This is a genomic window from Vibrio sp. Of14-4, from assembly GCF_022347625.1.
Taxonomy (GTDB): Bacteria; Pseudomonadota; Gammaproteobacteria; order Enterobacterales; family Vibrionaceae; genus Vibrio; species Vibrio pristinus.
In genome coordinates this window covers 1-13,650 of the sequence record NZ_JAKRGI010000017.1, presented here as the reverse complement: position 1 = coordinate 13,650, position 13,650 = coordinate 1, and the positions used below count along the sequence as shown (strand labels likewise).

The 13,650-nt window shown below is 39.7% G+C and carries 12 protein-coding genes; 6 read left to right on the top strand and 6 right to left on the bottom strand.

Annotation, left to right across the window (positions count from 1 at the left end; all coding sequences use genetic code 11):
• Window positions 1-13: 13 nt before the first annotated feature.
• A complete protein-coding gene (locus MHN79_RS15615; RefSeq protein WP_160926519.1) occupies window positions 14-694 on the bottom strand; it encodes an SDR family oxidoreductase in 681 nt (226 codons plus the stop codon).
• A gap of 158 nt (window positions 695-852) precedes the next feature.
• On the opposite strand from MHN79_RS15615, the gene MHN79_RS15610 reads away from it, so the two are divergent.
• Window positions 853-1,791 carry a histone deacetylase gene (locus tag MHN79_RS15610; RefSeq protein ID WP_239173649.1) on the top strand — a complete coding sequence of 313 codons (939 nt, stop codon included), beginning with the start codon at window positions 853-855 and terminating at the stop codon, window positions 1,789-1,791.
• Window positions 1,788-2,270 carry an NUDIX domain-containing protein gene (locus MHN79_RS15605; protein ID WP_239173648.1) on the top strand — a complete coding sequence of 161 codons (483 nt, stop codon included), beginning with the start codon at window positions 1,788-1,790 and terminating at the stop codon, window positions 2,268-2,270. Before MHN79_RS15610 ends, MHN79_RS15605 begins: the two co-directional genes overlap by 4 nt.
• A 200-nt stretch (window positions 2,271-2,470) precedes the next feature.
• On the opposite strand, the gene MHN79_RS15600 is transcribed toward MHN79_RS15605, so the two are convergent.
• Window positions 2,471-3,604 (bottom strand): BspA family leucine-rich repeat surface protein, encoded by a 1,134-nt coding sequence (locus MHN79_RS15600; protein WP_239173647.1) that lies wholly within the window; start codon window positions 3,602-3,604, stop codon window positions 2,471-2,473.
• A gap of 1,503 nt (window positions 3,605-5,107) precedes the next feature.
• On the opposite strand from MHN79_RS15600, the gene MHN79_RS15595 reads away from it, so the two are divergent.
• Window positions 5,108-5,842 carry a transporter substrate-binding domain-containing protein gene (locus MHN79_RS15595; protein ID WP_239173646.1) on the top strand — a complete coding sequence of 245 codons (735 nt, stop codon included), beginning with the start codon at window positions 5,108-5,110 and terminating at the stop codon, window positions 5,840-5,842.
• Between the two features lie 58 nt (window positions 5,843-5,900).
• On the opposite strand, the gene MHN79_RS15590 is transcribed toward MHN79_RS15595, so the two are convergent.
• Window positions 5,901-6,842 carry a hypothetical protein gene (locus MHN79_RS15590; RefSeq protein ID WP_239173645.1) on the bottom strand — a complete coding sequence of 314 codons (942 nt, stop codon included), beginning with the start codon at window positions 6,840-6,842 and terminating at the stop codon, window positions 5,901-5,903.
• A 558-nt stretch (window positions 6,843-7,400) separates the two neighbouring features.
• Between MHN79_RS15590 and MHN79_RS15585 the strand changes: the two genes are divergently transcribed.
• The gene (locus MHN79_RS15585; protein WP_343283932.1) at window positions 7,401-7,652 is read left to right on the top strand and encodes a helix-turn-helix domain-containing protein; all 252 of its coding nucleotides are present in this window, start codon (window positions 7,401-7,403) and stop codon (window positions 7,650-7,652) included.
• Between the two features lie 172 nt (window positions 7,653-7,824).
• Here the strand turns inward: MHN79_RS15585 and MHN79_RS15580 are convergent, their stop codons facing one another.
• The 3 genes from MHN79_RS15580 to MHN79_RS15570 all read right to left on the bottom strand — a co-directional run bounded on the left by MHN79_RS15580 (window position 7,825) and on the right by MHN79_RS15570 (window position 11,176).
• Complete coding sequence (locus MHN79_RS15580) at window positions 7,825-9,147, bottom strand: P-loop NTPase fold protein (RefSeq protein WP_239173643.1); 1,323 nt, start codon at window positions 9,145-9,147, stop codon at window positions 7,825-7,827.
• Window positions 9,148-9,457: 310 nt separating this feature from the next.
• A complete protein-coding gene (locus MHN79_RS21005) occupies window positions 9,458-10,561 on the bottom strand; it encodes an SEC-C metal-binding domain-containing protein (protein ID WP_239173642.1) in 1,104 nt (367 codons plus the stop codon).
• Window positions 10,562-10,786: 225 nt separating this feature from the next.
• Window positions 10,787-11,176 (bottom strand): hypothetical protein, encoded by a 390-nt coding sequence (locus MHN79_RS15570; RefSeq protein WP_239173641.1) that lies wholly within the window; start codon window positions 11,174-11,176, stop codon window positions 10,787-10,789.
• A gap of 347 nt (window positions 11,177-11,523) precedes the next feature.
• Between MHN79_RS15570 and MHN79_RS20930 the strand changes: the two genes are divergently transcribed.
• On the top strand, window positions 11,524-11,655 hold the full coding sequence (locus MHN79_RS20930) for a hypothetical protein (RefSeq protein ID WP_275436459.1): 132 nt from the start codon (window positions 11,524-11,526) through the stop codon (window positions 11,653-11,655).
• Between the two features lie 375 nt (window positions 11,656-12,030).
• The gene (locus MHN79_RS15565) at window positions 12,031-13,062 is read left to right on the top strand and encodes an IS110 family transposase (RefSeq protein ID WP_239173640.1); all 1,032 of its coding nucleotides are present in this window, start codon (window positions 12,031-12,033) and stop codon (window positions 13,060-13,062) included.
• Window positions 13,063-13,650 lie beyond the last annotated feature (588 nt).

Genomic DNA, 13,650 nt, shown 5'->3' with positions numbered 1-13,650 from the left:
GTCAAAGTATCAGTTACCAAGGTAATGGCGAGCCATCGAAGTTAATAAACTCACCCGAGTTGTCGGCGGTTGCAGACTCAATAACCTCAATTAAGCCCATGGCTGAAGTCTCTGTAGTGATCATGGCGTTCGGCCCGCCCATGTCTGTGAGTACCCAGCCAGGATGGAGCGCCAAAACGGTAAAGCCTTGGCTGGCGAGATCGTTACTCAAGCTTTTCACGACAGAGTTGAGCGCGGCCTTTGAAGAGCGGTAGATATAGGCTCCGCCAGATGTATTGTCACCCATGCTACCCATTTTTGAAGAGATGCAGGCGATCTTTTTCAGCGAGCCTCTCTCAAGGTTAGGGTAAAGAGCTTCAACCAATTTCATTGGCGCTATGGTATTGATTTCCATTACCTTACGCCATTCTTCAATATCCGTTTCACCAAATACATAGCCTTTGGGTCCATAATATCCTGCGTTGTTGATCAAAATATCTATCTCAGGAAGCTGGCTTGATAGGGTTTCATAACGGGCGTAGTTAGTGACATCGAGCTGATGGCAATGCAAGTTTGGACTTTCGAGCTTAAACAGTTCACTGGCATGACTTTGCGAGCGATACGTTGCATGCACTTGATAGTTTTTGGCAAGGTAATGCTTAACCAAGCTCAAGCCTATACCTCTGTTCGCGCCAGTAATAACCACTGTAGTCATGGGTAATCCTTATTAGTTAGGGAAGGGTAATCAAGAAAAAAGACGTCTTGCTCTAAGCAAATCAATTTAAGCATGTTTTGCAATTGGGCGACAACTTGTTACCATGCCAAGCATCAAAATATGCGCAGATAGTCGCTCAAAAAGGTCAACAAAACCTAATGATTCCACTAGTCTATCACCCAATTTACTCCAAGCTCCCTTTGCCTGATGGGCACAGGTATCCGATCCACAAATATCGGCTCCTCTATCAAAAAATCGAAACCAAGCGCCAAAGCGATAGCCAGTGGCAAACAGGGTTTTGCTACCATCAGCCCGAGCCGTTGTTAAGAGAGGAAGTTGAGCAAACTCACTGCAAGCAATACATAGAGCAGCTTTTTTCTGGAACGTTAGCGGTTTCGCCCATGCGACGAATTGGCTTTCCTTGGAGTGAGAGCTTGATTGAGCGCACGCTCACCTCCGCTGGTGGAACCTGCTTGAGTGCAGAACTTGCCATAGAAAAAGGTATTGCTATCCATCTTAGTGGCGGTTATCACCACGCACATTATGATTATGGCAGCGGCTTTTGTTTGCTGAATGATTTGGTGTTGGCTGCCAAACGAGCACTGCGCCAAGAGGGTATCGATAAGGTGCTCATCGTTGACAGTGATGTTCACCATGGCGATGGAACCGCGACTTTATGCCAAGACAACCAAGCGATTGTTACCCTTTCTTTCCATTGTGATAAAAACTTTCCGGCCAGAAAGCCAGACTCAGATATGGACATTGCTCTGCCAAAAGAGACCAGCGACCGAGAATTTCTCAGCACGTTTGAGTCGGTGGTGGAAATGGCGATTAATCTTCATCAACCGGATTTGATTTTGTATGACGCAGGTGTGGATATCCATCAAGAAGATGAACTAGGCTATTTTAACATCAGCACGCAAGCGATTTTTGCCCGCGATAAACGCATGTTTGAGATGGCAAAACAACGCGCGCTACCAATAGCCTGTGTGGTCGGTGGTGGCTACCGGAGCGATCACAGTGAATTGGTGCCCATTCATATGCAGTTATTGAATGCCGCCTTTGAGGTTTATGCGAAGAGCGAAGAAAAGTCATGAAACAAAGAATTAGAGCGGCAGGCATTCTTATCCATCAGCACTCGATATTGCTTTTAAAAGTCAAAGACTTCACAGGTGAATATTGGGTGCCACCCGGTGGTGGCTTAGAAGAGGGGGATAAAAGCTCGAAAGCATGTTTAGTCAGAGAGTTTAAAGAAGAAGCCGGCCTCGAGATTGAAGTGGGCGATCTTGTTTGCGTGCGCGAGTTTTTAGAAACCGAGAAAAACCGCTACCACTGTGAGCTGTTTTACCATGTGACAAGTCATCGCGGCGAGCCCCACCTTAACAACCTTGTTGGACTCAACGATGAGCATTACATCCAAAAAGTAGAGTGGGTGCCTTTATCTGAACTAGCCGAAAAGTGCATATACCCCAAAGAACTTGCCCGCAAGCTACTCGAACTTATCGACAACCAAGAATTTTCTACCCACCTAGGCAGTTATGTTCAGGGTGAGAAAGAAGAGGTTAATTATTTGTAATCTGGCCTCCTCTAAAAGTCAGGGTGGTGGTGTTCTGTTCTCTGATTGAAACAGAAACTGGAACTCTCAACATTACAATTTCTTATGCATGCTGGGTATTCGGATAAACTTGGCTAGGGCAAAAGGAAAGACCTGGCCCCGAGAACTTTCGGAAGATCAATGTCTATTGATCTTCCACCCATTACAATTACGTTAACCCATTAAAACAAAGGATGCTTCCATGTTTCTTGTTCAAATAACGTCCCTTTTGCAAAATCTCTATGATTCATAACATTGCTAACGCTCCAACTCGAAAGATCTTGGTTGAAAGATTTTGCATTGAAGAACATATAACTCATATCAGTCACAGCACGAGTATCCCAATTCGAAAGGTCTTGGTTGAAGGATTTTGCATTAGTGAACATACCACTCATATCAGTCACAGCACGAGTATCCCAATTCGAAAGGTCTTGGTTGAAGGATTTTGCATTAGTGAACATACCACTCATATCAGTCACATTACGAGTATCCCAACTCGAAAGATCTTGGTTGAAAGATCCTGCACCGTCGAACATATAACTCATATTAGTCACGGTACGGGTATCCCAACTTGAAAGGTCTTGGTTGAAAGATTCCGCACTGGAGAACATATAACTCATATCAGTCACATTACGGGTATCCCAACTTGAAAGGTCTTGGTTGAAAGATTTCGTAAAGGCGAACATATATTTCATATTACTAACAGCACGAGTATCCCAACTTGAAAGGTCTTGGTTGAAGGATATTGCAGAAGCGAACATAGCACTCATATCAGTCACAGCATGAGTATTCCAACTTGAAAGGTCTTGGTTGAAGGATATTGCAGAAGTGAACATAGCACTCATATCAGTCACAGCATGGGTATTCCAGCTTGAAAGGTCTTGGTTGAAAGATTCTGCATTGGAGAACATATTTGCCATGTAGGTTACAGCACGGGTATCCCAATTGGAAAGCACTCCATTGAAGGATTTTGCATAAGCGAACATATAGCTCATATCAGTCACCGCACGGGTATCCCAATTGGAAATATCACCATCAAAATTCGAAGATTGGAACATATTCGCCATGCTAATGACATTACTCACATCCCATCCAGAAAGATTGTAGCCAGCAATATCTGCCTCATAGAACAAGCAAGCCATATCTGTAATTAAGGATGTATCAAAGTTTTCAATCGCAGACTGGTTTTTTGGACCTGCATTGATGAGGTTGTTTAGCTCTAATCTAACTGGGTCTGACGATTCGTAAATTCCGCAAGAAGAGTATGATTTACTGCTGGTGTTACTACTCCTAACATCGATGACGTCACTTTCCATTTTATATGACGCACAACTGGCTATTAGTGTTGATAGTGGGAAAACTACTATTGTTAATAGAGCTTTATAATATTTATTCATAATATGACTTTATTAATAAACCTAAGTAACTTAGAGGTTGATTTTATTATTAAACTAATACCTAGTAATCAGGTTTTTAATTATAACACATATATTAACTAACTCAAAAATATTAAATTTTATTAAGTTTTTCGGATTGCCTATTTTTAGCTAAGTGTGATTTTTAATAGATATTTACTTTGTATTTCGTAGTTCAACTCTGGGTCTAAAGCCTTATTTAATTTTAGCCCATGATCTCGATATAACTTTTCTAGGTAATCTGGATTAAGTATTAGTTCAATACTTATAGGCATTATTTCTAATCTTGGTACGTGACCTCTGTTGTTTATATGGTCGATATGAAAACCGTTAGTTTTCTTACTTTGTATTATAGAGCAGTAAATCATAGAAAAACGGCTAGCAACACCAGTATACGGCTCAAGACTCAAGCAGAAAGTAATTAGAGAAGAATATAATGGGGTCATATATGGTCCGCCTCGTATTGCAAGACAAAATGCTCGTATGACAGAAAGATATGCTTCCATATATCCGGCCTTGGGGTGAAGTACTATAACATCTGGCCCTGATGGAATTCGTACACTTCTGTATACACTTCTGGGGTCAAGTCTTGCTTCTTGCTACCCATTAGTTTTTCTATATCAAATCTACCCGATTATTTTTGCTAAAACTTCACCACACAACACAGAATGGGGCATTTCCGATTTAAAATACTAGTGCACGAAAGAGCAAGTCCAAAACATACCAACAAGGACTAAAGTAAGTGTGATTTATAATGACTGCGCGCAAGCAGTGAAAGCCAAGTGGGTTATAAGCAGAGCAAAGAGTATATGGTTAATAAAATTCACTCGCTTTCTGTGCTTTATCTATAGGACATTAAACTCTTGGCATCTTTCGTCAGGGAGTCTGTATAAAGATGCCCAGAAATTATCCATTAGATTATTATTTTGTGATCAAATACTGCTTAATTATCAGTTCAATACACAACGTTTCTTAACCAAATCACATTGATTGACCTCACCCGATATAGGCGGTAGAGATTGGCTGATGTTGGTACGCAAGAGAGTTAAATAGCGTATATCCTAACTACTTAATATTGCTACAAACAGCTCCCTTGGTGAGTGTATGGACGGATATGGTTAGGATGACTCGGGCGATTTGGTTGTCGCTACTTTTATGGAGTGTATTTTTTCTTCTCAAACTTCAATACGTAACCCATAATGAGCCATTTTTTATTAAACAATGCAGTACCTTGATAAGATCCCTACCTTGTAATTCATTTTACAAGTACGAACTGATGGTGCATCGCAATCATCAATTGTTTAGACTCAAGAGTGTTTTCTTTTCATACTAGTTACATAAGTTTGACCACCAGTTAGTTCATCTACTATTACTTGTCTATTGAGGGAATCAAAGTGATAGCACATGGACCTTATAAAGAAACTATTTTTAGTGGCAGTTGGGCTGATAAGCTATTTATCTAGTTCAAGCGCAGAGGAATACATCTTTGCTTCAATAGCAAACCTTCCTGAACAAACGATTAGCACCAAAATCATAACTCAAATCTATGGTCAACTTGGTTATTACATAGAGGTGACGCCTTTACCTGGATTGAGAGCTCAAAGCGCTGCCAATTCAGGCAAGGTGGCCGGTGAAGTTGCTCGGATCTGGGAATACGGCGATCAAACACCCAATGTTATTCGTGTTCCAACCGCCTATTACTCTCTTAAAACGGTAGGGTACGCTCTTAGCAACAGTGGAATAAAGGTAAATAATAAAGAAGAGTTAAGCCAGTATAAAGTGGTTATTATTCGAGGGGTTAAGCATACCGCTGGAATAACTCGAGACATGAAAAAGAGCAGTATTGAAATTGTTGATAGCCCAGAGGCTATGATTCAATCTGTGTCTAGTGGGCAAGCGCAAATTGCACTAACAAACCCTCTACTTGGCAGCATACTTGTTAAACAATTAGGTGAGAATAAGATGGAGCAAGTTGGCCCTTCTCTTGCTCAGCTCGGACTCTATCATTATATCCACAAAGATCATGCTGAACTGGTTCCGATCATTAACAAAAAAATTATTGAGCTAAGAGACAGCGGTGAGCTGGACGCCATGATAGCAAAATATGAAGCTGAGGTGCTCAGCAGTTGGCCAGAGTGATCTTGCGCTAATGTAGATGATAAAAAAGCCCTAGTCGAAGGCTAGGGCTTACATGGAGCTATGCACGTTTACTAAAGTTTAGTAAGCCAGCTCTACTTTGGTCTCTGACATTTATCTTTCCAAGTACTTTGCACTTTGAGTCTAAGTCTCTGATGCAACGTGAGTATTCGTCTTTAAGCTCATTAGGAATAAGTCTGTACCCGCCTTTTACGTAATCACCCACAATCTCAGCAGCAATATCACTACTCATATTTTCAATATCTGAACGTTGGAATACTAGTCCAAAATCGATCGGATGGACGGTACCTTGTTCATCGACAACAAAATTATTGCTTTTGGCATCGCCTATCATAAATCCTTTGCTGTGCATGTCGGAGATGGCAGCTTTTACTTGATCATTTGTTGGTGATTTACCTTCTTTAAACGGCATTTTCAGATGATGTTCTCCAAGCAAGTGGGCCTCAGAATAAGAGCTTTCACTTTTCTTGTGCCATTGGTTACATGTGTTGAGCTCGTGATCTATTTGAGCTTTAGACGCCCCAGTAACCTCTTTGATCACATTACTACCATCGCGATACACGTTACCGCGACTACCTTTGCCGAGGAAGACACAGTTAGACTTATCAAACGACTCTGATTTAGAGGTGGTCTCGGGTATAGATGAAGGAACAGCTTTTGAAGCGGTACCGATTTTTGATACACCAGAGAGGTCATATTGGTTTAATCGGTGCTCTCTTTTGTTAATTTTATCCTGCGTCTTTTCGATTGACTTGTCGATTAGGCGAATCTTTGTCGCATTGCTCTGTGGTGAGTCGGATAAAAGTTGGCTCTTTTTTTCTTGAAGCGTCTTCAGCTTTTCATCATCGCGAACGTGTTTAACACGGATAATTTCTTTCGCAAGATCTGTCTTTCCTTTCTTAAGTGCATAAGATGACGAGGCTTTATCAAGGTTTCCATTTCTTACTTGGATAATATGGTTAGCTTTGGTGAACACATTCATAGATATATTTCTGATAAGTCATTTGTCTATAATTGCAATTATCTTTACGCGTATATTGATGTCATGAGATTAATTATGAAAATTCCTGTAAATCTATACTTATTTATAAAATGCTGAATTTGAATGATTTTCTAAGTCCTGACAAATGATTTTTAGGAGAGAGGATAAGAATAGTTTCAATACGTTCAGTAATCGCGGAGAATTTGAGAATAGAAAAAAAGCCCCAGTCTTTCGACTAGGGCTTAGAATGTGGCGGAGAGATAGGGATTTGAACCCTATCTCTTTGAAAACCTATATTTATCAAGCTCTTGAGTTTATTAGCTTCCTTCGATTATCAATCAAATGTCGCGTTGACAATTGTGAATCACATTTAGTATACAAAAACAGCTTAACTTAGCAAGTGAATCAAGCAGATAACTCGATAAAATTTTTAGACAAAGATAACTAAAGAACGATGGTTGTGATTTCAGGCATTGTATAAATCAATAAACTTAACCCCTTGGAGGGATAAATGTAGTATTATCCCTCCAAGGGGTTAAAAATGTTATGGAGAATATGATGTTGATTACAAGTCCCAAACAGTTGGGAATATACCTAAGAGATGTGCGTCGAACTCAAAAACGCAATCAAACTTTAGTTGGTGACATTGTGGGTTTGAAACAAACTACAGTGTCAAAACTGGAACGAGACCCAGCTTCGTCAAGCATCGAGAGTTTAATGCGCCTACTGTCTTCTCTTAACCTTGAACTACATATTGAAGAGAAGGTCGTAGGCAGAGACCAAGGCAAGTTTGATCCTGACGCTTGGTAATTAAGGTACGACAGAATCGCTTGGTGATCACACAAATATCATACTAAGTTAGCCCCATTTATGGACAGCTTGTCAGCTACATTACTAAATTAGAATATAACGGATTACTTCTAGTATTGCAGCTATACGACAAGCCGACATGTAGCTATCCTAATTCCCTTATCCATTACAATCAGCTCACAGCAAAGCTATCTAATGTTGTGCATATATTTGAAAACATGTCTTGATTAAAATTACCCCATGAGTCTGGCTGTACTTCTTTGTTAGCTAGCATTGCCTCTAACTCATCTTCTGAACATAAGCAGCCAGCAATAACATTGGCTAAAGCTTGTGATGCTCTGTCGTGATCTGTTGGAGAGACTTTTATAGAGTTCGCTACGTCAGTAGGTGATACTGACTTGTTTAATATCCGTTTTAGCAACATTGAATCGGAAACTTTTAAGTAACATACACATGCTATGACAAGTTGTTCATTTGCTTCCCATGTACTGCCTGAGGTTTGTGTATTTTCCATCACTGCAATATAAGTCAACATACGTTCGATTTCACGAAAAGATATAGAGTTTCGACAAATCAATGTTGAAAACATTCGTATTGTCGTCTGATTATGGTGTAATAAATTAGAACCAAGCTTTTCTATCGCATGATTGAGAAAGGTAACAGAGTCGTGATTGTTAGTAGATTCAGACTTCGGCAGTGACAACCAAACATTAATAAATTTTTGCAAATATAATGAAGCATTGATTCCATTTCCATACCGAGACTTAACAGATTCTTGCAACTGTTCACGGTTCATAACAAGTATGAATGTCAAACCTGGTACTGAAAATAAGTGCTTGATTTTTTCAAGTATTTCTAAAGCAAAATCGGGTCTACAGCGATCAAGTTCGTCAATAATAAACACAAGATTATTATTGTCAGTCTGTTCTTCTACGATTTTTTTTAAATATGTCCTGAACTCTTTTAGTGCCTTTTTGTCAACTTTCGAGCTTTCAAACTTATCTGCTATAATACTATCCATCTGATCTGATACTAGTGTTGACAGCTCCCTTTCAGCTACGTCAAAAGTCGATCCATCAATAGCTCCTGCGGTGGCAACTTTAACACCAGTCTTAATCAGTCCGCGGCCAAAGGCTTTACATACATTTGAAGCTTTATCCTTAAACTTCTGCTTATTTACTTCATCTTCTTCTTCAAAGATATCATACACCTCTGAAGCTAATGCTAGAAACGGGTCATGTTGATAGTCATTTTCAAATGCATCAAAATAAATAGTTTTAAGTCGAGGGCTGTGTGTATTGTTATATGAATGCCACATTTTAATAAAAGTTGATTTTCCCGCTCCCCAGTTTGAATCAAGTGCAAATACTAAGTTTTCATTGGCATTTAAAATAAAATTTGTTAGTTGACTACCGTAGTTTTTCCTATGGAAAATATCATGTTGAGTAAAGCCTTGGTTTGGGAGAATCTGAATTTCAGGAAGTGATAGCCGCATAGAGTGTTTTCCTTGAAGTTATAATTTTTCTACACTGGTATGATAACAGCACAGGCTGATTACAAAATATAAGGTTGATATTTTCATAAGGTTAGTCCTGATTTATGGACTCTTAAGTAACGTAAAATCTAATAGAAACGTCGAGTTTATCCTCGAAATACGTTACGGACGCTGACAGCGAACAGCATTAGAAGAATGGATAACTTTTAGTAGGACAAAGCTCATGAACAAGATGCGAATTAGTAAAAGGTCTAAGACACTTTGGGGAATAATCGTGCCAGATTTCTAAACACTACCTTGTTAGCATTTCTTAATTCAGACAGCAGTTTTTGTACTTGGCAAAGCTTCCACAAGGGCAAACATCATTTCTTCCTATATTTTTCTTTTTAGCCAAACGCTTAATATCATCGGTATCAATATCTATATGAGGCTGAAAATCGCCTACAAAACATTCAAATTTCTTGATTAAATCATCAAACCCTTGTACCACAATATCGACATCAACACTGTCTTCTGTCAAAAGTGATGCTTTATCAAGCAGAAGGTCTCTTATTTTCTCAATATTTTTGACCTCATCTTCCATTCTTACTTCAGTGAGATGATTAGATAAACCGCAGTATTCATAAATAAGAAGCTCCAGAACTATCGTGAAATCTATAAGTTGAAGTTCTGCTGTAAACGGCGTTAACTTAGTAGAAATTTTATCATCAACAGTTTTTTTTCGGCTAAAGAGCTTTTGTAACCAGTTTTTGGATTCATAAGAATCTTCATAAGATAACTGATTTAAGTGGTACTCTACTTCACCAACCCAAGTATACCTCAACTTTGACAAATGCCGAATTTCTTTTTTAAGGTCCCTTTCCACTTCACGAGTCTTTTCTAATGACAAAAGCTCACGAATATTTTCATATATGCTTCGAAGGTCTGCCATTTGGTCAATTTTTCTTGCAGCCACAAGGAATGAAACGCCTTCTTGAATTCTATCTAGCTTCCTTGATATATCAGCGCCTGATACAATGTGTGCGGCACTGACTATGATAGTGCTCAATGAAGCTAGCTTTGATGCCAAAGGAAATTTTGCTCCACGAAACTGCTCAATGATTTTTCCAGTTTCTGAACTTTTAATGTGAGGCAATAATTTCCCTGATTTATCAAATGAGAGAATTGCCTTCCCCGAATCAAGCATCTTCTTACCGTCTTTACTAATCTCGAAGACAATTGCATTTCTTTTAGCTGTAAAGTCTAGTCCTTGAATAATCAAATTAGCGGCTTCGGGAACTGATTCATGTATCTTGCGGTTCAATTCTTGAACTGCCATATCCTTCAGCTCAACAACCAATGGATATACTGATATAGCCTGATCAAAAGGTAATTCAGCCAATGGATGTGTTCTTATTACCTCAATTTCATTCACCGTTCTATCTATCCTTAAGTAATGCAACACCCGCAGCAATTAGAATATAATAGGGTCAGGTCATTGCCTTTTGCCACGCGTTAATTTTTGTATATCGAATCTACCGAATGCTCTTTACTCAAACTCCAACATGAAGCACAGGCTGGGGCAGAACCTTGTTAGACTTGATGATCTAAAAGAGTACTTGCAGATTAAAACAAAGTATGTTGATTCCTTGAACGTTTGTTAGCTGTGTATGTTTAGCAACCTCGTAACTTTGTACGAAATAGTACTTACGCCTTGTGAATACCGTGGCAAAGGATCAAAGTAGATCCCGTTATTGTAGTAAACCCAGTGCCTATAACTTGTTCCTTTCTCATACTCGACAAATAGAACAGCTTCATCTGATACGTTTGAAATCGAGTTATGCAGTGTAATTATTTTACCTGTCCACAGTTCCAAAGCAGATTTCATTTGACGAATTGTGACAAACTCATTTTGTTTACAAAAACCTCTATCTAACATCCAGTCTCGAGCACGCTCAAAGGAACTTATTGAACAAGCATTCGCAAAAGTCGCAATTCCACAGCCTGTAGTATCAACTTCTTGATTCACCATAGCTTCGTTTTTCTCCAAACAGCTAACGCTTATTAGAAGACGAATTGTCGTTTTTCATCCATCGACAATGCAGTCATTTTTATATTAACTCAACTGATAATCAATAATTTATGACACATGAAGGGAGATTAGACTGCAAGATGTAGCCTAATGACGGGAGTGAGCAGTTACCAACTCAATCGAATAAGTTTTAGTAGTGTAAACGCACGCCCTCTGACCTAAGTAGAGTATTTAATCTAAGTGATTTTGGGGCATAGGCGAGTTAGCTCGACTCAGGATGATTTTGACTCAGGATGATTTGCTAAACCATCGGTACTTGCAGTATGGTTTGTTTGGAACAGTGGTCAGAAAGTAAAGGCACACCTATGAAGCCAATAAAGCAAATTTCGAAAGCTCGAAGTGCGAAAATTGAAAGCATGAAAGCAATTAAAGCTGCTTACCTGAAGGCTAAGGCTGAAGGAAGCATCAAGACTTACCGAATTACGCGAACCCGTTAGCGAGCATGTAGAGGTAGATTTAAGCTCTGGTTGCTTTGTTGTTGAGTTTAAGGATAGACTAGGTTCTATCAATGACAGCGGGACTTTTTCAGTACATTGATGTCTACTCTGATGAGTCGCAGGCCGCGCCGCGATAGCCAAAGACCTCCGCCTTTCAATAGCCCTGTTCTCTTCCGCTCATAGAGTATTGACCGCAGGTAGCGCGTAATAGAGCCACTATTTAGTGGCTCTTGTCGTATCTGAGCGTTAGAAAAGCTAAAGTCTTTCCCTTCGAGTTTCCCAAGTTCATATGTGGGTCGTAACTGATGTATGGAATCCACTCTCTCCTCGGCTAACTACACTTTAGCCAAGGTGTTCAATAATGAGGCTTCCAGCATGCTAAATAGTAACGTGATCGGTATAGACCTAGCGAAAAGTGTCTTTCAAGTTTGTCATATCAGTATCCATGGAGAACTACTGAGTAACAAAGCTATGAGCAGGCAAAAACTTAAAGAATTTTTGGCAACGGCTAAGCCTTCTATTGTGGCTGTTGAAGGATGTGCTAGCTGCCATTATTGGGGACGTTTCGCTGAACGGTTTAGTCACGATGTACGAATCATTAACCCAAAGAAAGTCAAAGGCTATCTTGAAGGTCATAAAACTGACGCGAATGATGCGTTAGCTGTAGCGAATGCCGCACTACAAATTGGTCTTAAGTACAGTAAGCCCAAAACAATTGACCAGCAAGGACTTCATTCTCTTGAAACAAGTCGTCAGTTATTAACTCGTTCTATGGTTTCCATAGGCCAGCATATTCGTGCGATCATTCTTGAGTATGGTGTTGTTAATGCTAAAGGAGAAATCGGTCTAAAAAAATCAGTTACCTCGGTCCTTGATGGACAGTCCGAAATGCCAGCACCATTGGCTACAACGATTACAATGATGTGGCAACAATACCTCAATCTAAAATCAGAGTTGAAGCAGTTAGAAAAAACCAAAAACGCTCTTACTCGACAGATTGAACCATGTCGTAGATTAATGGAGTTAGAAGGGATAGCTGAAACAACAGCGTCAATGCTGTATGTCACATTAGGCAATGGCGATCAGTTTAAAAATGGTCGGCAAGCCTCAGCGTTCGTTGGCTTAACTCCAAAACAACATAGCTCTGGTGGTAAAACTATAATGCTTGGGATTAACAAAACTGGTGGAGTAAAGGATCTACGCTCATTACTCTACTTAGGTGCGATGTCCTATCTTGCTAGACTTCCTGAAATTCCTACTACCCAGAAACAGGCTTGGTTAATTGAACTGGTCAAGAGGATTGGCTTTAAACGAGCCTGTATTGCATTAGCAAATAAGACGGTTAGAACCGCGTGGTCAATGCTTCGCTATGAGACAAAATATCAATCAATACCAGCAACAGTTTAAGTTTAACGCAGTACCAAGTTTTACAAAATGATGATGCATAATAGGTAAGACCAACCTACTGAGAACCTGACCGAAGTGTAATGTTTTCAAAAACTGCCTAACTGAATAGGTCAGTAGGTGCGCAAACATCAAAGGTTAGGGGGTAGCTCCCCCAACAGAAACCGAATATACGACCGCATCTTAACTTTTATGGTTCGTCGCTTTGTAAATACGTGGATTCCATATACACTTCGGGGCAAAACCACGACTGAGATACAAAGCCGCCCACCTCCGCACTGCAAACCCCATCACAAAACCACAATTATCTTCTGTCAGTAAAAACTGTCGTTTTCACTAGTCTTATGGTTCCTTTAAATGCCTCTTTAGGTATTTGCACTAATCCATTAGTGAATTAGTGGGTGCTTTTTGGTTTTTATCCCCTGTTTTTGCACAGTGATGATTTCAATATAACTTGTTACAGTTCAGACATTTAATATGTATGTGGATTAGTTATCCACAATTACTGTGATCACAAGAGTGAAGCTGTATGGCGAATGATATTGAGTTTAGCTTTGAAGTCTCTGGGTTTTTAGGGGCATTCAAAGTCGA